This is a genomic window from Ruegeria denitrificans (assembly GCF_001458295.1).
GTDB lineage: Bacteria > Pseudomonadota > Alphaproteobacteria > Rhodobacterales > Rhodobacteraceae > Ruegeria > Ruegeria denitrificans.
In genome coordinates this window covers 164,930-187,863 of the sequence record NZ_CYUD01000004.1, presented here as the reverse complement: position 1 = coordinate 187,863, position 22,934 = coordinate 164,930, and the positions used below count along the sequence as shown (strand labels likewise).

The 22,934-nt window shown below is 55.7% G+C and carries 24 protein-coding genes; 10 read left to right on the top strand and 14 right to left on the bottom strand.

Annotation, left to right across the window (positions count from 1 at the left end; all coding sequences use genetic code 11):
- Positions 1 to 1,263 carry a glutamate-5-semialdehyde dehydrogenase gene (locus RUE5091_RS07555; protein ID WP_058281467.1) on the top strand — a complete coding sequence of 421 codons (1,263 nt, stop codon included), beginning with the start codon at positions 1 to 3 and terminating at the stop codon, positions 1,261 to 1,263.
- Here the strand turns inward: RUE5091_RS07555 and RUE5091_RS07550 are convergent.
- Positions 1,260 to 1,856 (bottom strand): histidine phosphotransferase family protein, encoded by a 597-nt coding sequence (locus RUE5091_RS07550; protein WP_058281466.1) that lies wholly within the window; start codon positions 1,854 to 1,856, stop codon positions 1,260 to 1,262. The genes RUE5091_RS07555 and RUE5091_RS07550 overlap by 4 nt on opposite strands.
- Before the next feature lie 42 nt (positions 1,857 to 1,898).
- On the opposite strand from RUE5091_RS07550, the gene RUE5091_RS07545 reads away from it, so the two are divergent.
- The 5 genes from RUE5091_RS07545 to tsf all read left to right on the top strand — a co-directional run bounded on the left by RUE5091_RS07545 (position 1,899) and on the right by tsf (position 5,700).
- Positions 1,899 to 2,081: a DUF3553 domain-containing protein gene (locus tag RUE5091_RS07545; RefSeq protein WP_058281284.1), complete on the top strand. Its 183-nt coding sequence runs from the start codon at positions 1,899 to 1,901 to the stop codon at positions 2,079 to 2,081.
- Positions 2,082 to 2,179: 98 nt separating this feature from the next.
- Positions 2,180 to 2,935, top strand: coding sequence for an L-ornithine N(alpha)-acyltransferase (gene olsB / locus RUE5091_RS07540; RefSeq protein WP_058281283.1), 756 nt, complete (start codon positions 2,180 to 2,182; stop codon positions 2,933 to 2,935).
- Complete coding sequence (olsA, locus tag RUE5091_RS07535; RefSeq protein WP_058281282.1) at positions 2,922 to 3,776, top strand: lyso-ornithine lipid O-acyltransferase; 855 nt, start codon at positions 2,922 to 2,924, stop codon at positions 3,774 to 3,776. The genes olsB and olsA overlap by 14 nt, the downstream gene beginning before the upstream one ends.
- A 168-nt stretch (positions 3,777 to 3,944) precedes the next feature.
- On the top strand, positions 3,945 to 4,748 hold the full coding sequence (rpsB, locus tag RUE5091_RS07530; protein ID WP_058281281.1) for a 30S ribosomal protein S2: 804 nt from the start codon (positions 3,945 to 3,947) through the stop codon (positions 4,746 to 4,748).
- A 76-nt stretch (positions 4,749 to 4,824) separates the two neighbouring features.
- A complete protein-coding gene (tsf, locus tag RUE5091_RS07525; RefSeq protein WP_058281280.1) occupies positions 4,825 to 5,700 on the top strand; it encodes a translation elongation factor Ts in 876 nt (291 codons plus the stop codon).
- 393 nt (positions 5,701 to 6,093) lie between these two features.
- Here tsf and RUE5091_RS07520 read toward each other — a convergent pair whose 3' ends face one another.
- The 3 genes from RUE5091_RS07520 to RUE5091_RS07510 form a co-directional block, all read right to left on the bottom strand.
- Positions 6,094 to 6,849: a helix-turn-helix transcriptional regulator gene (locus RUE5091_RS07520; RefSeq protein ID WP_058281279.1), complete on the bottom strand. Its 756-nt coding sequence runs from the start codon at positions 6,847 to 6,849 to the stop codon at positions 6,094 to 6,096.
- On the bottom strand, positions 6,846 to 7,295 hold the full coding sequence (gene aroQ / locus RUE5091_RS07515) for a type II 3-dehydroquinate dehydratase (protein WP_058281278.1): 450 nt from the start codon (positions 7,293 to 7,295) through the stop codon (positions 6,846 to 6,848). The genes RUE5091_RS07520 and aroQ overlap by 4 nt, the downstream gene beginning before the upstream one ends.
- A gap of 92 nt (positions 7,296 to 7,387) precedes the next feature.
- On the bottom strand, positions 7,388 to 8,401 hold the full coding sequence (locus RUE5091_RS07510) for an NADPH:quinone oxidoreductase family protein (RefSeq protein WP_058281277.1): 1,014 nt from the start codon (positions 8,399 to 8,401) through the stop codon (positions 7,388 to 7,390).
- 117 nt (positions 8,402 to 8,518) lie between these two features.
- On the opposite strand from RUE5091_RS07510, the gene RUE5091_RS07505 reads away from it, so the two are divergent.
- Complete coding sequence (locus RUE5091_RS07505; RefSeq protein WP_058281276.1) at positions 8,519 to 9,337, top strand: SDR family oxidoreductase; 819 nt, start codon at positions 8,519 to 8,521, stop codon at positions 9,335 to 9,337.
- 15 nt (positions 9,338 to 9,352) lie between these two features.
- Positions 9,353 to 10,375 carry a phosphotransferase gene (locus tag RUE5091_RS07500; RefSeq protein WP_058281275.1) on the top strand — a complete coding sequence of 341 codons (1,023 nt, stop codon included), beginning with the start codon at positions 9,353 to 9,355 and terminating at the stop codon, positions 10,373 to 10,375.
- On the opposite strand, the gene RUE5091_RS07495 is transcribed toward RUE5091_RS07500, so the two are convergent.
- A complete protein-coding gene (locus RUE5091_RS07495) occupies positions 10,372 to 10,977 on the bottom strand; it encodes a 2-hydroxychromene-2-carboxylate isomerase (protein WP_058281274.1) in 606 nt (201 codons plus the stop codon). The two genes, RUE5091_RS07500 and RUE5091_RS07495, sit on opposite strands and share 4 nt — an antisense overlap.
- A gap of 164 nt (positions 10,978 to 11,141) precedes the next feature.
- Here RUE5091_RS07495 and RUE5091_RS07490 point away from each other — a divergent pair, with 164 nt between their 5' ends.
- Positions 11,142 to 12,362, top strand: coding sequence for a serine hydrolase domain-containing protein (locus RUE5091_RS07490; protein ID WP_058281273.1), 1,221 nt, complete (start codon positions 11,142 to 11,144; stop codon positions 12,360 to 12,362).
- A gap of 50 nt (positions 12,363 to 12,412) precedes the next feature.
- On the top strand, positions 12,413 to 13,282 hold the full coding sequence (locus RUE5091_RS07485) for an acyl-CoA thioesterase (RefSeq protein WP_058281272.1): 870 nt from the start codon (positions 12,413 to 12,415) through the stop codon (positions 13,280 to 13,282).
- Here RUE5091_RS07485 and RUE5091_RS07480 read toward each other — a convergent pair.
- The 9 genes from RUE5091_RS07480 to RUE5091_RS07440 form a co-directional block, all read right to left on the bottom strand.
- Positions 13,279 to 14,046, bottom strand: a complete 768-nt coding sequence (locus RUE5091_RS07480) for an SDR family oxidoreductase (protein ID WP_058281271.1) — start codon at positions 14,044 to 14,046, stop codon at positions 13,279 to 13,281. The two genes, RUE5091_RS07485 and RUE5091_RS07480, sit on opposite strands and share 4 nt — an antisense overlap.
- Positions 14,047 to 14,158: 112 nt before the next feature.
- Positions 14,159 to 15,388, bottom strand: a complete 1,230-nt coding sequence (locus tag RUE5091_RS07475; RefSeq protein WP_058281270.1) for an acyl-CoA dehydrogenase — start codon at positions 15,386 to 15,388, stop codon at positions 14,159 to 14,161.
- A gap of 109 nt (positions 15,389 to 15,497) precedes the next feature.
- Positions 15,498 to 16,187 (bottom strand): phosphate regulon transcriptional regulator PhoB, encoded by a 690-nt coding sequence (phoB, locus tag RUE5091_RS07470; protein ID WP_058281269.1) that lies wholly within the window; start codon positions 16,185 to 16,187, stop codon positions 15,498 to 15,500.
- A 12-nt stretch (positions 16,188 to 16,199) separates the two neighbouring features.
- Entirely contained in the window at positions 16,200 to 16,901 is a 702-nt protein-coding gene (phoU, locus tag RUE5091_RS07465; RefSeq protein ID WP_058281268.1) for a phosphate signaling complex protein PhoU, read from the bottom strand.
- Positions 16,902 to 16,917: 16 nt separating this feature from the next.
- Positions 16,918 to 17,715, bottom strand: coding sequence for a phosphate ABC transporter ATP-binding protein PstB (pstB, locus tag RUE5091_RS07460; protein WP_058281465.1), 798 nt, complete (start codon positions 17,713 to 17,715; stop codon positions 16,918 to 16,920).
- A gap of 12 nt (positions 17,716 to 17,727) precedes the next feature.
- A complete protein-coding gene (pstA, locus tag RUE5091_RS07455; protein ID WP_112297150.1) occupies positions 17,728 to 19,089 on the bottom strand; it encodes a phosphate ABC transporter permease PstA in 1,362 nt (453 codons plus the stop codon).
- Positions 19,086 to 20,558 (bottom strand): phosphate ABC transporter permease subunit PstC, encoded by a 1,473-nt coding sequence (gene pstC, locus RUE5091_RS07450; protein WP_058281267.1) that lies wholly within the window; start codon positions 20,556 to 20,558, stop codon positions 19,086 to 19,088. Before pstC ends, pstA begins: the two co-directional genes overlap by 4 nt.
- 83 nt (positions 20,559 to 20,641) lie before the next feature.
- The gene (locus tag RUE5091_RS07445) at positions 20,642 to 21,682 is read right to left on the bottom strand and encodes a substrate-binding domain-containing protein (RefSeq protein WP_058281463.1); all 1,041 of its coding nucleotides are present in this window, start codon (positions 21,680 to 21,682) and stop codon (positions 20,642 to 20,644) included.
- 193 nt (positions 21,683 to 21,875) lie between these two features.
- Positions 21,876 to 22,922 carry a sensor histidine kinase gene (locus RUE5091_RS07440; RefSeq protein ID WP_058281266.1) on the bottom strand — a complete coding sequence of 349 codons (1,047 nt, stop codon included), beginning with the start codon at positions 22,920 to 22,922 and terminating at the stop codon, positions 21,876 to 21,878.
- Between the last annotated feature and the right edge of the window lie 12 nt (positions 22,923 to 22,934).

Here is a 22,934-nt window from a genome sequence, read left to right as displayed (position 1 = left end):
ATGAAGGATTTCGACAGCATTCCCACACTGATGGCCGATCTTGGAAAACGCGCCAAGGCAGCCTCAGCCGAATTGGCCTTTGCCAGTGCCGAACGCAAACATGCGGCGCTGATTGCTGCTGCGGATGCCGTTTGGGCCAACCGTGCCGACATCATCGAGGCGAACAAGAAAGATCTGGAATTTGGCCGCGAGAAAGGCCTTAGCCCGGCAATGATGGATCGTCTGATGCTGGACGACTCGCGCATTCAGGGCATGGTCGATGGGCTGCGTACGGTCGCGGATCAAGCTGATCCTGTGGGCGAAGTGCTGACCGAGTGGGACATGCCTTCGGGTCTACATATCCAGCGCGTGCGCACGCCACTGGGCGTGATCGGTGTGATCTATGAAAGCCGCCCCAACGTGACGGCCGATGCCGGTGCTCTGTGCTTGAAATCGGGCAACGCCGTGATCCTGCGCGGCGGGTCCGAAAGTTTTCACTCCTCGGGCGCCATCCATGCTTGTCTGGTCCAGGGGTTAAAAGCCGCGAACCTGCCTGAAGATGCCATCCAACTGGTACCAACGAGGGACCGCGCCGCAGTTCAGGAATTGCTGACCCTGACAGATTATGTGGACGTTATCGTCCCACGCGGAGGCAAGGGTTTAGTGGGGCTGGTGCAGCGCGAGGCGCGTGTGCCCGTGTTCGCGCATCTTGAAGGTATCGTGCATATTTATATCGACAAGGCCGCTGATCCGCAAAAAACTCTCGATGTGGTCTTGAACGCCAAAACCCGTCGAACCGGTATCTGCGGTGCGGCCGAATGCCTTTTGGTTCATCAGGACGTGGCCGAAACGTTGGGACGGGACGTCATCGCCGCCCTGATGGCCGCAGGTGTTGAGGTGCACGCCGAAGGTGCGCTGGCCCTGGATGGCACCGTTGCAGCGACGACGGACGACTGGGGCAAGGAATTCCTCGACAGCATTATCGCGGCGAAACCCGTCGCTGATATTGACGAGGCCATCGCGCATATCCGCCTCAATGGATCAGAGCACACTGACTGCATCATAACCGAGGACGAAACCGCGGCTGCGCGGTTCTTTGAACGGCTCGACAGTGCGATCCTGATGCACAACGCCTCAACCCAATTTGCCGACGGTGGTGAGTTTGGTATGGGCGCTGAGATCGGCATTGCAACCGGCAAGATGCATGCGCGTGGCCCGGTGGGCGCGGCACAGCTGACCAGTTTCCAGTATCTTGTGCGCGGGAACGGAACGACCCGGTCCTAAAATCGGATCACAACGCGGGTTGAGGTGGTTTCCGCCGCAACCCGCCGTCCCATCGAGGCCGCAGTTTCAGGTAACACCGCGAATTGCACCTGTGCAGGTGTAACTTTGCTGGCAAACCGCCCCTTTGGCAGGTTTTTCCAAAGGTCATTATCCACATTCAGCTTGTCCGCTGACCCTGTGACCGTCCATTCGTTGCCCCGATGGTCGATCGTAACCTCGCCCCCAAAAGGCATCGCACTTTCGCAGCACATCAGCGACAGAAACGCCAGTTTCACCTGATTACGCGGCACCGCTTCGGTCAGGTGCCAGTTTACGCGGACGCGGCCCGCACGTTCGACATCCTTCAGCAGTTCTGACACCTCGGCGCGACCCAGGGGCTGATCGCTGGCCGAACCGAACGCCACGCGGAAAAACCGAATGCGCGCTCCGGCACTTCCGACACTGCCCGAGATCAACTCCATCTCAGGGCCCTGGACCAAACCAACTATCTCAAGCAACTCCAGACCGTTGGTGATCGCGCCAATGGGGCTGATCAGATCGTGACAAATCCGGGAACCGATCAGCTCGGCCAGGTTGACTGTGGTGTCGCTCATGCGTACCTCCTGCTGCATCTGCCGCCGGATCGGAGCCCTTGCATGACAGACCTTAATGCTATTCTTGCACCGGCCATGTATGTCCGCCACCCTGATTTCCCCGATTGGGGCGTTGGACAGGTGCAGTCCAACATCGGGGGCAAAGTCACCGTGAACTTTCGCGAGCAGGGGAAAGTGGTGATTGACGGAACGCGCATCGCCCTGATGCCGGTCTTTGATCCGTGAAACTGGTTTAGGAAAGGTTAACGGCCCCACATATCTGCCCTTGTTGCCATCCCCACGGAAACTGCGGTATCAGCGCGCAAACAAGAACGGAACCACCAATGCCGGACGCAGGCCCTTCCTTTACCGTTAAACTTGCACAGACTGAGGACGAACTGCGCGCCGCTCAACGGCTGCGCTATGACGTCTTCGTGCGCGAACTGGGCGGCGGTGGAGAGATGGTCGATCACGAGGCTGGGTTGGAACGTGACAAGTTCGATCCATATTTTGACCACATGCTGGCTATTGACGACAAATCTGGCGAAGTTGTGGGCGTTTACAGGCTGTTACCGGGTGAACGTGCAGCGAAAATTGGTCAGTTTTATTCCGAGGATGAATACGATCTGACTGTTCTGAAGAAAAGCGGTCGCAAGCTGTTGGAGTTGGGTCGGTCCTGTCTCCATCCAGATTTTCGCGGCGGGACGGCGATGTATCACTTGTGGAACGGATTGGCAGGCTATGTAAACCAACGCGAGATCGAGGTTCTGTTCGGCGTTGCCAGCTTTCACGGTACGGATGTTAAAGAACTGGCGCAGCCCTTGTCGATGCTGCATCACAATCATCTTGCGCCACCCGATTTGCGTGTGAAGGCGCAGCCGGAAGTATATGAATCCATGGATCTTGTAGCGCCCGAGGATCTGGATAGACGCGCTGCAATGGTTCAGGTTCCGGCACTGATAAAAGCCTATCTTCGCCTGGGCGGCTTCGTGGGTGAAGGTGCGTTTATCGACCACGCCTTCAACACCACCGACGTATGCCTTATCCTCGATACCGCCCGCATGAACGAGCGGCAAAAGCGTATCTATGGTGGGGCATAACCCGGTGAGTGACCCGCTTTGGAATAGCGAGGATGCACCGGACCCCATCAATCTGGGTCCAGTGGAATGGGTGTTGGTATTGGTCCGCGGATTGCCATTGGCCCTTTTGGTATTTGGCGGTCTTCTCGTTCTTTTGTGCTTTCGTCTAATTGAACACCCATTGTTTGGTGTGCACCGACCGGTAACACCATTCATTTCTCAGTTCGTCTGCCGCAATGCGTTTCGAATACTGGGGATGAGGTTTCGGGCTTCCGGCGAACTGATGCATGAACGCGGAGCCATAGTTGCCAATCACAGCTCATGGCTGGATATTTTTGCGCTTAACGCACGTAAGCGGGTTTATTTCGTGTCCAAGGCCGAAGTGGCGAAATGGCCAGGTATTGGCTGGCTTGCCCGTGCAACTGGCACGGTGTTCATCGAGCGCGACCGGAAGAAGGCAAAAGAACAGACGAAAGTATTTGAAACCCGCCTGAAAGCAGGTCACAAACTGCTGTTCTTCCCAGAGGGCACGTCGACTGACGGATTGCGGGTTTTACCATTTAAAACAACACTTTTTGCGGCGTTCTTTGCAGACGAATTGCGGGATTTTATGTATGTGCAGCCCGTCTCGGTTGTGTTTCATTCCCCCAAAGGCCAACCCGACCGGTTCTATGGTTGGTGGGGAGATATGGATTTTGGGCCGCATCTGCTCAAGACCTTGGGCGCACGAAGGCAGGGCTCGGTTGAGCTGATCTATCATACTCCGGCCAAGGTCAGTGATTTTGCAAACCGAAAGGCGCTGGCCGCGCATTGCGAAGAAGCCGTACGCCAAGCGCATGTGCTGGCGCGACTTGAAAAATAAGGGCGGAAAGCCCTTGCGCTGCCTGAAAACCTACCGTATACGCGCGCCATTCAAACCCGCAGGCGGGGTTTGGGCTTTGTAGGGGAGACATCCTTACCTGGCCCGCCGGTTGGAGCATCCGCTTCTTTCACCCCCGCCGAGGCGTAAACCGGAAAAGGAAAGAAAAGCATGGCTCTTCCCGAGTTCACCATGCGTCAGCTGCTGGAAGCTGGCGTTCACTTTGGTCACCAGACACAGCGTTGGAATCCCCGCATGGGCCCGTTCATCTACGGCTCGCGCAATGGCATCCACATCATGGACCTGACCCAGACCGTTCCGATGCTGGATCAAGCTCTGCAGGCCGTTCGTGACACCGTTGCAAAAGGTGGCCGCGTTCTGTTCGTTGGCACCAAGCGTCAGGCCGCTGGTCCGATCGCCGAAGCCGCAGAAAAGTCGGCTCAGTACTACATGAACCACCGCTGGCTGGGCGGCACGCTGACCAACTGGAAAACTGTTTCCCAGTCGATCAACCGTCTGAACCAAATCGACGAAGCCATGGAAGGCGGCGCCGAAGGCCTGACCAAGAAAGAGCGTCTGGGCATGGAGCGTGACCAGGGCAAACTGCAGGCTTCGCTGGGCGGTATCCGCGAAATGGGCGGCGTTCCGGACCTTCTGTTCGTCATCGACGTCAAAAAAGAAGCACTGGCCATCGCCGAAGCCAACAAGCTGGGTATCCCGGTTGTGGCTGTTGTCGACACCAACTGCTCGCCCGATGGTGTTGACTACATCATCCCCGGCAACGACGACGCAGCCCGCGCAATCTCGCTGTATTGCGATCTGGCCGCACGTGCCGCTCTGGACGGTATGACCGCGCAGATGGGTGCAGCAGGTGTTGACCTGGGCGCATTCGAAGAAGCACCGGTTGAAGAAGCCGTTGCGGAAGAAGCTCCCGCAGCAGAAGAAGCCGCGCCGGAAGTTAAAGCCGAAGCGTAAGCTGCCCGTCACCTAATTGACATATGGGGCAGGGTAGACCTGCCCCAATTCCGTTTGAATTGAGGAGAGCCAAAAGATGGCAATCACAGCAGCAATGGTTAAAGAACTGCGCGACTCGACCGGCGCAGGCATGATGGACGCGAAAAAAGCGCTGACCGAAACCGGCGGCAATATGGACGAAGCCGTTGATTGGCTGCGCACCAAAGGTCTGGCCAAAGCGGCCAAGAAATCGGGCCGCACCGCCGCTGAAGGTCTGGTTGCAGTCCACGTCGACGGTGGCAACGGTGTTGCTGTCGAAGTGAACTCGGAAACCGATTTTGTCGCCAAAAACGCCGAGTTCCAGGAAATGGTTGGCAAGATCGCCTACGCAGCTGAAGGCGTCGACAATGTCGAAGCGCTTCTGGCCGCTGATCTGGGCGGTAAAAACGTTGCCGACACTCTGACCGACAAGATCGCAACCATCGGTGAGAACATGTCGGTTCGTCGTATGGCCAAGCTGTCGGGCGATACCGTTGTGTCCTATGTCCACAATGCTGCGACTAACGGCATGGGTAAAATCGGTGTTCTGGTTGCCCTGAACGGTGGCGACGCAGCCATCGGCAAGCAGATTGCGATGCACATCGCGGCTGTGAACCCGGCAGCCCTGTCCGAAGCGGACATGGATTCGGCTGTTGTCGAAAAAGAAAAACAAGTTCAGATGGACATCGCCCGCGAATCCGGCAAGCCGGAGCAGGTGATCGAAAAGATGATCGAAGGCCGTATGAAGAAATTCGTCGCTGAATCGACTCTGCTGAACCAGCCCTTCGTTGTGAACCCTGACCTGACCGTTGAAGCAGCGGCCAAAGAAGCAGGCGCAACCATCACTGGCTTCATCCGTCTGGAAGTTGGCGAAGGCATCGTTGTCGAAAAAGAAGACTTCGCAGCCGAAGTTGCCAAAGCCGCACAAGGCTAAGCAGATATTCCCGACCCCGAAAGCGGTCAGGTACCCAACAAAAACCGGTCGCGTGTTGCGTGGCCGGTTTTTTTTGTTGGGCTGCTTTAGTTGTTTTAGAAACAAAAAAAGACGCTCGCGCGTCCTATCCCTTTCTGAGAAGGATATGAGGGGCCCCGCATGATGGGGATGGTCGAGGCCCCCCAAATTTCCGACAGTCAGACGCGGACGAATAGGCGCCCAGATGTCAGAGCGATTGGAGAGCCTTGGTATTACAAAGATCCAATCAAATGTTCCCTGGCTAAAGCCACCACTCACGGAACACTCTCACTTTGCAACCAGGGTGGAGAATTGGAAAGTCATGATTTCCTTACCTAGGGTAAATTGACGCAATTCCGCGTCAAACTATTAACGCTAGGCTTCCATCACGAACATCTGATTCTGCAGGGATGCCTTCAGGACGGCCTGGGCAGTGGTTTCCACTGACAGCGCCTCGCGCGCCAATCGCAGATGTTTCTCGACCGTTGCCGATGTTAGACCCATCAGAAGCGCAATGTCCTGAGTTGTCTTGCCGTCGCCAACCCATTGTAACGCCTCACGCTGGCGCTTGGTCAGCGCCCGGTTTGGCGCGTGATAGGGCAAGGTGAGAATTTTTAGATGCGCGACATTATTCATCAGTAGGATATCGTCGCCATGTTCAGCCCACATCGCATCCACCTCATCCTGACTGGACGCATTCCCGGCGGATAGCGAAATCGCCCCCTTCGACCGCATCGAAACCGATGTGAAACTGACCGTATAGCCAAAGGCAACGCCGTGCTTGCGGTTAAATTCCAAAACGTCCAGTTCCTGAGGCGTCAATCTGCTGTTGTTCACCATGGCCTGCGCGATGTTCCAACTGGCGGCACCTTCGTTGTGTAACGCCCATTTCAACATCGGCGCGTGAAAATAAAGCCCCTCACGCAGGAACCCATCCAGATAGGATTTTTCATGATTGGCCAAAATCACGAAATCCTCGGGATCCCCAAGTGATGTTTCGGTACGATACTGGGTATAACCATAGATCAGCCGGTCAAACCCGTATTCAGCCATCTGACGGCAATGGGCATCCCAAAGCTCTTCCAGGGTTTTGGTATAGCTGAGAAAGTGCAGGTATTCGCTCAGCTTCATGCAGTTGACCCGCAATTTAGATGCGCCGCCAAACCGTCCAGTGCCATAACATATCCCCGTGCGCCAAACCCGCAAATCTGCCCGACTGCCACCTTCGAGATATATGACACGTGCCGGAAATCTTCACGGGCGTGGATGTTGGACATATGAACCTCGATCATCGGCAATTCGACAGATGCAATCGCATCCATCAGCGCGATGGAGGTATGTGTATAAGCGCCTGCGTTCAGAACAATGCCGTCCTGATCCCCTTTGGCTGCGTGGATCGCGTCAATCAACGCGCCTTCATGGTTCGACTGAAAGCAAGACACGTCAATTCCGATAGAAGATCCGTGACTAACACACAGATTTTCAACCATCTCCAACGTGGTGCTTCCATAAACCTCAGGTTGCCGAGTGCCCAAAAGGTTCAGGTTCGGACCGTTCAAAATCAGAGCTTTATGCATTATTTCACTGTTCCCATAACAGGTTCTTAAACGCGAATGGGTGGTAATGTCCACTGGTCAACGCGCGCATAGGGCGAGCAACCGCAGCGCCACTAACTAACCTTCTCTCGCTTTGGCATAATCACCACAATCTTACCAAGGGCTGAACGGCTGGACAGATGGGTCAATGCATCAGCTGCGCGATCCAGCGGATATCTTGCGCTGATCTTAGGGTTTATCTGAGCGTCTTCGTATAACCCAAACAAATTTTTCATATTTTTAGCATGCCCCTCTGGGTCGCGCAGAACAGACGCGCCCCAAAACACCCCAACAATCTGACATCCTTTTAGAAGGGGAAGATTCAGCGGGATTTTGGGAATGCCGGCCGGAAAGCCAACCACAAGATATCGACCGGCCCAGGCGATGCTACGCAACGCAGGTTCCGCATAATCGCCGCCTACGGCATCATAGACGACATTTACGCCCAGAGGACCCGCCAAATCCTTGATTTCAGAGGAAAAGGCTTTCTGCGCATTTTTGTCCACGTCTCCGGCATAGAGGACCGTTTCATCCGCACCCAAACTTCGGCAAAAATCCGCTTTGTCTTGCGAGGATACTGCTGCAATCACACGGGCGCCCATGGCCTTGCCCAACTGAATAGCAGCAGAACCGACGCCTCCAGCGGCCCCTAATACCAGCAGGGTTTCTCCGGAATGCAGGGCAGCGCGATCCTTTAGCGCGTGATAGGATGTGCCGTAGGTAAAGATAAAGCAGGCTGCGTCTTCGTATGGCATCGTATCTGGGAACTTTATGGCCGTAGCTGCAGGGATGGTAATATGCGTCGCAAACCCACCATGCCCGGTAAGCGCCAGTACACGATCCCCGACGGCGAAGCCAGTCACCTCATCTCCGACGGCCAGGACGTCTCCGGCGATTTCACCGCCCGGCGCAAAGGGACGGGGAGGCTTGATCTGATAGAGATCTTGTATGATCAGCGTGTCGGGGAAATTGACGCCTGCGGCCCTGATGCCGATCAACAATTCACCCTTGCCAGGAAAGGGTTCGGGCAAGGTGGTCAGCTCCAGTGTGCCCGGCCCGCCCGGCGCGACGCTGAGTAAAGCTTGCATATCGATCCTGTTATCCTTGTTATTCAGATAGGAGGAGCTTTGGCGCGGCCCAGGCGGTTGTCAAGAAACCAACCGTTTCTGCACCATGCCAGCAAACTCAGGACCGAGGAGCAGACCATGACCCCCGACACGTTATTCTCATTGCAGGGTAAAACCGCGCTAGTCACAGGCGGTGCAACCGGAATTGGGCGCATGGCCGCCGAGGCGCTGGTTCAGGCCGGGGCACGTGTTTTGATCGCATCTCGCAAAGAAGACGCCTGCATAGCCGTGGCGGCTGAGTTGAACGCTCTGGATGCACCCGGCCATGCTGATGGATTCGGTGGCGATGTTGCGACCAAAGACGGGATCGAGGCCTTGGTTTCAGAAGTTAGCAACCGGACAGACCAGCTTGATATCCTGATGAATAATGCGGGCGTGACCTGGGGTGCACCGATGGGGCAATTCCCGCACGAGGCTTGGGAAAAAGTTATGTCTGTCAATGTTGCGGGCCTGTTTGAACTGACCCAAAAACTGCTGCCAATGCTGATGAAATCTGGTTCGGCCGACGATCCCGCGCGTGTGGTCAATGTGGGCTCGGTCATGGGAGAGGTTCCGATGGGTGATGGTGCCTATAGCTATTCGGCCTCCAAAGCCGCTGTGCTGCACCTGACCAAGATCATGGCCAAAGAATTCTCGGCCCAACATATCACGGTAAACGCGTTGGCGCCGGGACCATTCGTATCAAAAATGACCGCCTTTGCCACCGCCGACGAAGAGACGCGCGAAAGAGTTGGCAAATCGGTTCCTCTGGGCCGGGTCGGGCGTGATGAGGACATTGCCGGTTGCATGCTGTTCTTGTGCGGCCGTGGCGGCAGCTATGTCACCGGCGCAGTGATCCCGGTTTCGGGCGGTATTAACGTCGAGACGGCCGGGAATATCTTTGCCGAAGCTTTCTGAGGACAGAGGCGCAAGATGGACAGTACGATCTTGGACCTGACGGCCGTTGATGCCTATCTCAGCGCCCAACTTCCGGGCTATCGTGGCCCGTTGCAAGCCACAAAGTTCGCCATTGGTCAGTCCAACCCGACCTTTCTGCTTAAAACACCGGATCAGAGTTTAGTTCTGCGACGGAAACCACCGGGTGCGTTACTGAAATCCGCCCACGCTGTCGACCGAGAATTCCGTGTTCAGAGCGCTTTGGCCAACAGTGCCGTACCGGTCCCCAAGATGCACCTGTTGTGTCAGGACAGCGATATCATCGGCTCAGACTTTTACATTATGGAGCATCTTGAAGGCCGCGTATTTCTGGAACCTACTTTGAAAGGGGAAAGCAACGAAACGCGGACCGCCGTTCTTGATGAAATGAACCGAGTTCTGGCCGCCCTGCATGAGGTGGATATCGACGCTGTCGGACTGTCCGACTATGGTCCGCCCGGGAATTACTTCGAGCGTCAGATCGCGCGCTGGATCAAACAATATCGCGCCTCTGAAACCGCACATATCCCCGAAATGGATGCACTGATAGCAGCACTTAAAGAATCAATCCCTGCGGATGATGGCCAAAGAACCCTGGTGCATGGCGACTACCGCATCGACAATTTGATGTTTGAAAAGGACGGAACCCAGTGCATAGGGGTTTTGGATTGGGAATTGTCGACCATCGGCCACCCTTTTGCGGATCTAGCAGCAGTGATCATGCAGTGGCAGCTGCCGCCCGGTAGTGAAGGGCGGGGCCTGGCCGGAATTGATCGCAATAACCTCGGCCTGCCGTCCGATCAAACGTTTATCGACCAGTATTGCCAGCGTCGCGGCCTTCCTGTGATCGACAATTTCGGGTTTTACTTGGCTTTCAATTTCTTTCGCATGGCTGGGATTTTGCAAGGCGTCTACAAACGCGCCCAGGATGGCAATGCGTCCGATCCGGAACGGGCGACGATCCTTGGTTCATATGTCCCGATATTCGCCCAGCATGGGCTGAGCGCCATAAAACGCTAAGAGGACTTTGATAACTCCAACCTCAGATTTCCAAGGCTATTCTTACCAAAAAACATCTCGGTCCCCACGAACATGCTGGGCACGCCAAACACGCCACGTTTCACGGCGGCTTTGGTCTGATCTTTGAGCCGCTGCTTGATGTCGACGCTGGTCATCGCCTCGCGAATTTTGCGCGCCGGCAGATCGTTTTCTTGCATGATTTCGGTTAAGACACCGAGTTCGTCCACCTTTTGACCATGCACCCAAATCGCATCAAAGATAGCATCCATATACCCGCCTTCCCAAGGTTTTCCGGATGCAAATACCCCACCACGCATGGCAAACTTAGTATTGATAGGAAAGTGGGGGCTCATGTGAAAACTCAAGCCTCGTCTGCGCGCGAAGCGATGTAAGTCATGGGTCAGATAGGCCGATTTCTGACGGCTTTCGGAAAAGGCCTGAAATGGGCTCTGGTTGTTGGTCGCCTTGAACACCGTCGAAAGCAGAACCGGTACATTATTCACCTGCGCACCATGTTTGTCTGCCAATTCCGGCAAGGTCTTGTACGCTAAAAATGCATTGGGACTGCAAAAATCATACACAAAATCTATATGTTGCGTCATGTTGCGCCTCCGAGATTTCGAACAATTGAAATGCACCAACTCGTGACAAGCGAATCCGCTACGACCCTAGTGTAGCAGTCTTGCGGGTTCTTTGGACGATTTCACTGTCAATTCAGCATGTAAGCCCGCAAAATCCCGCCCAGGATCCAAAGGGTTGATCAAAAATGACAAACTTCGACACGAACCGCTTGGGCCGCATCACCAATTGGATGCAGCGATATGTCGATGAGCGTAAATACGCGGGCAGTTCCTTGTTGGTGAAACACAACGGATCAGAGGTTTATTTTAACGCCTGCGGCAAAAGAAGCGTTGAAGACGATCTGGATTTTCAGCGAGATACTGTCGTGCGCATCTACTCGATGACCAAACCGGTCACGACCGTTGCACTGATGATGTTGGCTGAACGGGGTTTGTTTCATCTCGACGCGCAACTATCAGAATTCCTACCAGAATTCAGGAATATGAAGGCTTTGATTCCGGGGGCTATTCGATTGGACCAGATCCAAGACGCACCCACGCCGACGCTGCACCAGCTGCTGACGCATACAAGCGGGCTCAGCTATCCATTCAACCCCGGGGTGCTGCCAAAAGCGATGGATGAGCAAGATCTGTTGTTTAAACCGGATCAGGGCCTACTGGCTGACCGCGTCCGCGACCTTGCTCGACTACCGTTGGCGTTTCAACCGGGCACCCGGTGGGAGTATTCTGTCGGCATCGACGTTATTGGTCGTGTGATCGAAGTTGTTTCAGGGCAACCTTTGGATCAATTCCTAACACAGGAAATTTTTGAACCACTTGGAATGCAGAACACCGCATTCTCGGTGCCGGCCGGGGCAGGGGATCGGTTTGCGTCGCTGTACACCCCTTTGGCCGGGGATGCGATGGCGTTGAATTCAGCCGAAACGGGGGGTGATACTCTGCGATTGGTTGATCAGGCCAGAAGATCTCCGTTCGAAAATGCCACCACTTTTTCAGGCGGAGGCGGCTTGGTCAGCACGATTGATGACTATTCCCGTTTTGCCGAAATGTTGCGAAACCGCGGGCAGGTCCCAGGTCAACGCCTGTTGGGCTCCAAAACCGTGGACTACATGATGCTCAATCATTTACCGGGCGACATCGCCTCGATGGGACCGCAGAGTTTTGCGGAACAACCCATGGAAGGCACAGGTTTCGGATTGGGTGGCGCCGTGGTTATCAACCCGGGCCGAACCCGTGTTCCAGGTTCAATGGGTGATTTCAGCTGGGGTGGTATGGCGTCGACATTCTTCTGGATCGACCGGGCCAACGACCTGACCACGGTCTTCTTCACGCAATTGTCGCCATCCAGTTCGTACCCATCACGGGCAGAGCTAAAGTCGCTTGTCCTCGGGGCATTGATTGAATGACGTTCTGACCGCTGCTACCCAAGAACTGAAAACCAAACGGAGACTGCAACATGACCGAAGCAGAGCATATCCTTCTGGACCTTTTGGACATCGAAAGGCTTGAGGTCGACCTGTTTCGCGGCACAGGGTCGGGCGGTGAAACGCCAACGCGTATCTTTGGTGGTCAAGTGATTGCACAGGCGTTAGCAGCGGCATATCGAACCGTCGAAGGTCGTCTGTGCCATTCACTGCATGCCTACTTCATTCGCGCCGGAGATCCATCGATTCCTGTTATTTATCAAGTTGATAGAGCACGAGATGGAGGTTCAATGACCACCCGCCGCGTTGTAGCAATCCAACATGGTAAGCAAATCCTCAACATGTCGGCCTCGTTTCATGTTCAGGACGAAGGATGGGACCACCAGCACGCTATGCCGTCGACCAATGCACCCGAAACCTATCCGGCCCGTGCGGAATTGCGTCAAAGATATGTGGATCAGGTTCCTGAAAAACTACGTGGCGAATTGATGCGTGAACGCCCGATCGAAGTTCGTGAAGTGGATCATCAAAACCCATTTGCGCCCGAAAAATCAGATGACCGAAATCAGGTATGGTTCCGTATGAAAGCCGCCGCCGGAACTGATCCAGTGACCCAACACCTGATTTTGGCCTATGCGTCCGACATGTATCTGATGACCTCTGGACTGCGCCCGCATGGGGTCAGTTGGTTTACCGGAGACGTCAATGGCGCGAGCTTGGATCACGCATTGTGGTTCCACGCGCCAATCCATTTTGAAAACTGGCATCTTTACGCGATGGATTCGCCCTGGAGCGGGCAGGGACGCAATTTCAACCGCGGGTCCATATACGCACAGGACGGGACTCTGGTCGCGTCTGTGGCACAGGAAGGATTGATGCGTAAGGCACGGCGACAAACTTAAGTGTCTTTGGTAAACTGTTGATTCAGCTTCTGCATTCCAGCTAACCAGCGGTCGTAGTCATCAGCTTTTAACCGCATGTAATCAAGAACCTGTGGATGCGGTAGCACCAGAAACTGCTCGGAACGGATCGCGGACACGCAGGCCTTAGCCACATCTTCCGGCTCTAAAATGCCATCGATTGCCGCGACCGAAACCTCATTTCCGTGGATCATATCAGATCGAACCGCCTGAGGACACAGAACAGACACGCGCAAACCTTTCTGGCCGTACGTTAAAGAAAGCCACTCAGCAAAACCGACTGCAGCGTGCTTTGAAACCGCATAAGGTGCCGCGCCAGGTTGATTTAACACGCCAGCTGCTGATGCAGTAATCATGAAATAACCGCCGCCGCGTGCAATCATTCGCGGCACCAAATGACGCGCGGCCCAGACATGGGACATGACATTGATCTGCCAAATGCGATCCCAATCTTGGTCAAGTACATCCAGACCACCAAGCGTCAGAATTCCCGCGTTGGCGCAGAACAGGTCAATCGGGCCAATCTGGCCTTCAACAGTGTTGATCAGTGTTTTGATGTTTTCTTCGCGCGACACGTCGCAGGCCAGTCCGTGGCCACCAATTTCCTGGGCAACGGAGTTTGCGCCGTGTGCGTCGATATCGGAGCATACAACTGTCGCACCATGTTCGGCGAAACATACGGCCAAACTTTTGCCGATGCCCCGAGCGGCACCGGTGACAACCACAGTTTTCCCATTCAGCTCCATGCTCTTAACCCAGGCGACAGTTCAAGAAATCGTCGTAAGGCGTTGGCATTATGGCAATGTTGGCACTTTATCTTTACCCTTTAATTACCATAATACCAATTACACGAAAATTCTAGTAGAATGCTTGCAGACCAGTTTGAGCCCGCCCCAAGATCAGCGCATGCACATCATGGGTCCCTTCATAGGTATTCACAGTCTCAAGATTGACCATGTGGCGAATGACATGAAACTCCAGTGAGATGCCGTTGCCGCCATGCATATCCCGTGACATCCGTGCAATATCTAACGCTTTGCCGCAGTTGTTGCGCTTAACGATCGAAATCATCTCGGGTGCGGCGTTCGCCTCGTCCATCAGGCGGCCAACGCGTAGGCTTGCTTGCAAGCCCAAAGAGATTTCGGTCTGCATGTCTGCCAGCTTGCGTTGAAACAGCTGCGTCTGCGCCAGCGGACGATTGAATTGTTTTCGATCCAACCCATATTCGCGCGCGGCATGCCAGCAGTTTTCAGCCGCCCCCATGACACCCCAGCTGATGCCATAACGCGCTCGGTTCAAGCAACCAAACGGACCTTTCAGCCCCTGAACGTGCGGCAGCAGCGCGTTTTCGTCGACCTCGACGCCGTCCAAAACGATTTCGCCGGTGATCGACGCCCGTAGGCTCAGCTTGTTCTGAATTTTCGGAGCGCTCAGTCCCTTAAGACCTTTGTCCAAGACAAAGCCACGGATCTTGCCGTCATGCGCGTCTGACTTGGCCCAAATCACAAACACATCTGCAATCGGAGAGTTCGAGATCCACATCTTGCTGCCGGTCAAACGGTATCCGCCGTCTATTTTCTCGGCCCGGGTTTTCATACCGGCAGGATCCGACCCTGCATCAGCCTCGGTCAGGCCAAAACATCCGATCCATTCACCGCTGGCCAGTTTCGGCAGGTATTTCCGACGCTGCTCTTCGCTGCCATAGGCATAAATCGGGTACATCACCAACGAGCTTTGAACCGACATCATCGAACGATAGCCCGAATCCACACGCTCAACCTCGCGCGCGACCAGACCGTAAGATACGTACCCTGCCCCTAGACCGCCGTATTCCTCAGGAATTGTGGTGCCCAGCAGGCCCATTTCTCCCATTTCGCGGAAAATCTCGGGGTCGGTTTCTTCGTTCTGATAGGCATCGGTCACTCGAGGCTGCAGCTTTTCCTGCGCATAAGCGTAGGCGCTGTCGGTTATCATGCGTTCGTCTTCCGTCAATTGATCAGTCAGACGAAACGGATCATCCCATGTGAAATTACCCATATCAGGCGCATCTTTGGCGCGAAGAGTTGGCTTGGTGTCAGGGGCGTTCATGGTGCATCTCCGCTCAATCAGCTTCGCGGCAAACTAACCCGGAGCATCAACAAATGACAGTAAGAGTTTAGCATTCACCTATGAGCAAAACTCATACCCCTACCCCGATTTATCCCAAAGCGTATCCGGCACCACGGACAGTTCGCACCGGGTCTTTGCCACCGTGCTGAGTTAGTGCTTTTCGCAACCGACCAATGTGGACGTCCACGGTGCGTGTATCGACATAGATATCGCGGCCCCACACCCGGTCAAGCAGTTGCTCTCGGCTCCAGACCCGGCCGGGTTTTTCCATGAACGTGCTCAGCAAGCGAAACTCGGTCGGGCCAAGCTTCAGCGGCTTGCTGTCACGGCTGACCTTATGCGTTTCCGCGTCCAGAACGATATCGTCAAACTCTAATCGTATTCCAACAGTTGCGGGACGGACTCGACGCAGTTGCGTACGCACACGCGCCATCAGCTCCACCACCGAATACGGCTTGACCACGTAGTCATCCGCGCCAGTTTCCAGACCGCGCACCTTGTCAATCTCTTCGGTACGCGCCGACAGCATGATGATCGGGATCGTGCGTGTATCGGGGCGCATTTTCAGACGACGGCAGACCTCAATCCCGCTGAGGTTGGGCATCATCCAGTCCAGCACGATGATGTCCGGTTGCTCTTCATCGACCAATAGCATGGCTTCGTCGCCATTGGCGGCCTTGGATACGCGGAAACCTTCAGCTTCGAGGTTGTAGGCCAACACTTCACGCTGGGCTGGTTCATCCTCGACAACCAGAACGGTTGGCTGATCAGCGGACATCTTTCTAATCTCCTAGGCGGATTGAGAGGTTATGTCAGCTTTCGGGCGCGCCTCGGTCGGGCGTTCGCCAGTGACGAAATACACGACCTGTTCGGCAATGGCGGTGACATGGTCGCCCATGCGCTCGATGTTCTTGGCGATGAAATGCAGGTGCATACAGGACGAGATATTGCGCGGGTCCTCGGCCATGAAGGTCAGCAGCTCACGGAACAAACCGTTGTACATTTGATCAACCTCTTCGTCGCGGTCGATCACCTCAGCGGCCAATTCGGCGTCACGCTGAATATAAGCGTCCAGCGCATCACGCAGCATGCGTTCAACCTCGCGCGCCATGCGACGCAGGGCAGCGGCGCTGCCGTTGATATCACCCCCGCTCGCCAGAACCGTAGTGCGCTTGGCGATGTTCTTGGAATAATCGCCGATACGTTCCAGGTTGGCCGAAACCTTCAGAACCGACAGCACCAAACGCAAGTCGCTGGCCGTCGGCGCGCGTAGAGCGATCAGACGGGCGGTTTCTTCGTTGATCAACTCTTCCAGCGCATCGATGGCTTTGTCACCCTGACGGACCTGCTGTGCCAATTCCTCGTCCCGTGTTTCAAGCGACCGGGCCGAATTCATGATGGCGGCTTCGACCAGCCCGCCCATCTTCATGATATGGGCCTGAATGGCTTCGAGGTCACGGTCGAAGGCGGATGCAATATGTTGTTCGCTCATATCTGAATACCTGTGCTCAGCCGATCCGGCCGGTGATGTAGCTTTCCGTGCGAGGATCGACGGGGTTGGTAAATATCTGTCCGGTCTCACCAAATTCGACCAGGTTGCCCAGATGGAAGAATGCGGTCTTCTGGCTGACCCGAGCTGCCTGTTGCATCGAGTGTGTGACGATCACCACCGAATATCGCGAGCGCAGCTCGTCGATCAGCTCCTCGACCTGTGCGGTTGCAATTGGGTCCAGGGCCGAGCACGGTTCGTCCATCAGCAAAACCTCGGGCTCGGTCGCGACAGCGCGGGCGATGCACAGGCGCTGCTGTTGACCACCGGACAGGCCGGTGCCAGGGGCGTCCAGACGATCTTTGACCTCATCCCAAATCGCAGCGCGACGCAGGGATTTTTCTACGATTTCATCCAGTTCTGCCTTGTTCTTGGCAAGGCCATGAATGCGCGGACCGTAGGCCACGTTGTCATAGATCGACTTCGGGAACGGGTTCGGTTTTTGGAACACCATGCCCACCTTGGCGCGCAGCTGCACCGGGTCGACACGCTTGTCATAGATGTCTTCACCGTCCAGCAGGATATCGCCCTGCACCCGGCAGATGTCGATCGTGTCATTCATCCGGTTCAGGCAGCGCAGAAAGGTGGACTTGCCGCAACCCGACGGCCCGATGAAGGCCGTGACAGTCTTGTCTTCGATCTCAACATTCACGTCTTTGATAGCGTGCGTGTCACCGTAGTAGACCTGAACGTTATTCGCGGCGATCTTGATGTTCTTGGAGTCCACGGATCTCTCCACATTTGTCATCTGGTTCATCATAGGCCCCTCTTACCAGCGGCGTTCAAAGCGGCGGCGCAGAAGTACCGCGATGGTGTTCATTGTCACGAGGAAGATCAACAGGATGATGATGCCCCCCCATGCGCGTTCATAAAAGGCCGGGTCGGCGCGTTTGGACCATTCATAGATCTGCGCCGGCATGGCCGAGTTTGGCGACAGGAAGCCCGCGACGATCCCGTCCGGCGGGTTCGAGGCGATAAAGCCCACCATCCCGATCAGCAGTAGCGGAGCGGTTTCCCCAAGCGCCTGCGCCAGACCGATGATCGTGCCGGTCAGGATACCAGGCGCGGCCAGCGGCAGAACGTGATGGAACACCGCCTGCATTTTCGAGGCCCCTACCCCCAACGCTGCATCACGGATCGACGGCGGCACCGCCTTCAGTGACGCACGTGTCGAGATGATAATCGTCGGCAGTGTCATCAGCGTCAGAACCAGACCACCGACCAAAGGCGCCGATGTTGGCAGGTGCATATAGTTGATGAACACGGCCAGACCCAGAATACCGAACACGATGGACGGCACGGCAGCCAGGTTCGAGATGTTCACCTCAATGATATCCGTCAGCCGGTTCTGCGGTGCGAATTCCTCAAGATAGATCGAGGCCGCAACGCCGATCGGAAGGGCCAGTGCCAACACGACGAACATCATGAACAGCGAGCCCAACATGGACACACCAATCCCCGCAGCCTCGGGCCGTTGATCAGACGCGTCCGAGCCGAAGATAAAATCTAAGTTGAAGGCTTTGTACAGCACGCCCGCATCCCGCAACTGGTCAACGAAATCAAGTTGTTCAACCGAGACGCTCTTGTCGTTGGCGATGGATTCGCGCGTCACACGGCCCTTCATGTAGCCATCAACGCGGCTGTTGGTCAAAAAGCGGAAGCTGACCGCTTTGCCGATCTCATCAGGATTGGCGATGACGTAATTGCGCAGCTCGGCTTGGGCCGCCTTGGACAGGATCTTGCCCATTTCCTTGGGTTTCAGATCGGTCTGGATACCCAACTGCACAACTTCATTTTCCAAAGCCGACGCAATAAGGGGCGCATAGCCGAAGGTCGACACCTTCTTGATGTCCTCGATATTGCCGTTGCCCTTCTTGTCCAGCTTGTCGGCCTTCAGCTCGACATTCAGTTCAAGATAAGTCTGCTGGAAGGCTCCGGTTCCGGCGGTCACAATGTTCGTGACCAGCACGACCAGCATCAACAGCCCGATACCGATGGCGGCGATACCGTACATCTTGAACCGGCTTTCAGCCGCATTGCGCCGCTTGGTCCGCGCGTCCTTTTCAAACAGCGAACCGCTCTTGGGTTTCGCAGTCGGAGCAGCGTCAGGCATTTGGGATATATCGGTCATTCGTACTGCTCCCGGTATTTGCGTACGATGTAGAGGGCGAAGATGTTCAGCCCCAGCGTGATGATAAACAGTGTCAGACCCAGAGCGAAGGCCACCAGAGTCTCGGGGCTGGCAAAGTCGGTATCGCCGGTCAACTGGCTGACGATCCGGGTGGTGATGGTGGTCATCGCCTCGAACGGGTTGCCCGAGAATTTGGCGATTGCACCGGCGGCCATCACCACGATCATTGTCTCCCCGACGGCACGGCTAGCGGCCAGCAGAATCGCCCCCACGATGCCCGGCAACGCAGCAGGCAGGACCACTTGGCGTACGGTTTCCGACTTGGTCGCACCTAGCCCCAATGAGCCATCGCGTATTGACTGTGGCACCGCGTTGATGATGTCATCTGACAGCGATGAGACAAACGGGATCAGCATGATGCCCATCACCAGACCGGCAGTCAGAACAGCGTTGGAGCTGGCCATCCACCCCACACCAAGCGCGCCGCCATTCCCGAACATGGACACCAATGCCGGTCCCACCGTCAACAAGGCGAACAGGCCATATACGATGGTTGGAATACCGGCGAGAATCTCCAGCAGCGGTTTCGCAACCGACCGGGTCACGGTCGAGGCGTATTCCGACAGGTAAACCGCTGCGAACAGGCCAATCGGCACCGCAACCAGCAGCGCGATCACGGAGATATAAAGCGTACCCCACAACAGCGGCAGGATCGAAAGCTCACTGCCACCGCGAAAGTTCGGGGCCCAGGTGCTGCCGAAGAAAAAGTCTTTCCACGAATGCAGTTGGAAAAAGTTCAGCGTCTCGAAAAACATCGATAGGACGATGCCAACGGTGGTCAGAATAGCTATCGACGCGGCCAACAGCAGCAGGGCCAGAATGCCTTGCTCGACCACATTACGGGCGCGGAATTCCTTATGCGTGCGGACATAGGCAAAAGCCGCCCCCAACAAAGCCAGCGCCAGCACAACGACTTGCATCGCCACCGAACCGTTGCTGGTCATGCTACGGTATTTTTGTGCAGCCATCAGGATTGGCTGGGTGATGTCCTGCGTCAGGACCTGCCCCGCGTCTTTCAGCGCCGCTGTCAGAGCTTCGATATCCGCATCCGGATTCTGCGCCTGAGCTTCGGTCATCGCCTCCGAGGCCACTGCACCGTCCAAGCCATTGGCTACCCGGCGAACCTCGCTCATGACAAGGCCGCGATCTGATCCTTCGGGGATGGCCTGATCAGGAACCAGCCCGGACACCGTGTTATCTATGATCATCGGTTGCATCAGAAGCCAGACTATCAGCACGCCCAATGCTGGAAGCAGCGTCGTCAAGGCGACGTTATAACCATAATAAGACGGCAGAGAGTGCAGTTCTCTAGCGTTCCCCCCCGCGCTTGCCAGGGCACGGGAACGGCCCGAGAAATATCCGATCACTGCCAGCGCGAGCAGGATAAGCAACAGCCAGGATAACGCCATGTGAACTCCGTGGGGATGGCAGTGAGTGGAGTCAAAAGAACCGGGGCGCGAATGAAACGCCCCGGTTCGGGTTTCAAGAGAGATTAGGAACCACCGCCCAGAACGTCTTCGTTCGCAACGGTATCCTGAACCTTGACCAGTTCCGGGTCAGAGACCAGGCCATACTCGGCCAGCGGGCCATCGGGGCCTGCGATCTCGTCCGCGACGAAGAACTCGGCGTACTCTTTCAGGCCGGGGACCACGCCGATATGCGCCTTCTTCACGTAGAAGAACAGCGGGCGCGACACCGGATATTCGCCCGAAGCGATAGATTCGGTGGACGGAACAACGTCCGACATGGTCGCGACCTGCAGCTTATCAGTGTTGTTCTCGTAAAAAGCCAGACCAAAGACGCCGATGCCGTCCTTGTTGCTGTCGATGCGGGCCAGAGTCTCGGTATAGTCGCCGTCGATGTCGACCGAAACGCCGTCGGTGCGTAGGGCGATACAGGCTTTCTCAGCCGCTTTCTTGTCGTCGCCGTTGGCCGCTTTGTAAACGTCGAAGTCGCCCAGATGTTCACACCCGGCCAGGATTACCTTGTCTTCGAACACTTCACGAGTTCCGTGCTTGGTGCCCGGAATGAAGGCTGCAATTGGTTGCGCAGGGAAATCAGGGTTCACGTCGGCCCAGGTTTTGTTCGGGTTGTCGACCAGCTCACCGTCAACAACGATCTGCGCGGACAGGGCTTTGTACCAGTCTTCCGGCGTGAACTCGAACGAATTGCCGTTGATGTCCGAGGCGAAGACGATTCCGTCATAGCCGATCTGAACTTCGATGATGTCAGTCACACCGTTATCGGCGCAGGCCTGAATTTCCTTTTCGCGGATCTGGCGCGACGCGTTTGCCACGTCGATGGTGTTTTCACCAACACCTTCACAGAACCGCTTGAGCCCCGCTGAAGAACCGCCCGACTCGACAACTGGTGTCGGGAAGTCGAAGTTTTCACCGAAGGCTTCTGCAACGATCGAAGCATAAGGCAGCACGGTCGAAGAACCGGCAACCTGAACCTGGTCACGTGCGGCAGCTGCGGTGGCAGATACGGCCGCGATGGCAAGCGCCGAAGCCGACAGTTTTACAAAGGACATTTCAGTCTCCTTGATCATATCAGTTTGTGATCATCCCCATGATGATCTTGCGCCAACCTCTAAAAGTCGCGCGTAAGCCTTTTGTGACAGGTATGTAACAGCTTTATGACAGTCGGTTTGAAATCGGGCTGACAAAGCGCAAAGCTGCCATGCGCCAGTTACATGACAAAGGTAAGCAGCCGAAAAAACGAAGTTATCGCGGCAATATCACAATAAAGGTCGAGCCCTTTCCAACTTCACTTTCCACCCGCAAACGCCCGCGATGGCGGTTGATTATATGCTTCACAATCGCAAGACCCAGCCCGGTTCCACCCAACTGCCGCGATCTGTGACTGTCAGCGCGGTAGAATCTCTCGGTCAGGCGCGGCAGATGTTGTGCATCTATGCCGGGACCTGTGTCGCTGATCAGAACCCGGACAGCAGGGCCGCGCATGACGGAATCTCGTTCGGATGATTCTACCCGTATGTCGACTCTGCCTCCACTGCCGCCGTATTTGATGGCATTCTCGATCAGGTTGGTGAAGACCTGACGCAACTGGTCGCTATCCCCGATCAGCGATACGGGCCCTTCCGGCGCGTTCATGGTCACCTCTACCTTGGCACTCTCGGCCAATGGGCGCAGAGAGTTCATTGTCGATTGCAACAGACCCGTTAACTCAAGCTGATCCTTGGGACGTACGCGCTCTTCGCTTTCTACGCGGTTCAGCGACAGAAGATCGCCAACCAACCGGTTCATGCGGTTTGCTTCGTCGGCCATTATTCCAAGAAACCGGTCACGAGCGACCGCATCCTCACGCGCCGGACCACGCAACGTTTCAATGAACCCCATCAACGCTGTCAACGGTGTGCGCAATTCATGGCTAACATTCGCAACGAAGTCCCGTCGCATCTGACTGGCCTGCTCGACATGCGTGACGTCTTGGAAAATTGCCAGCATGGCGCCTCCTGACACCGCTCCGACACCGTTCATATACCGGCACTCGACCTCAAGCGTAGTGTCCTGCGCACCATCGTTGGACAGGTGCCGCGCCTTTGCCGGGCCCTTCGAGTGCAGGCACTGTTCTATTGCATCAATTACCCCCGGCTGCCGCAGGATCGTTGCAAAATGCCGGCCGACAATATTCTGCGTCAGCAGGGTTTTGGCATCATCGTTGGCGGCGATGATCCGCTCGGTCTGATCGACCATCAAAGCCGGCATCGGTATGGCCGAGACAAATTCGGCAAGCAGGTCGTCTGACATTCTTCGGACCTT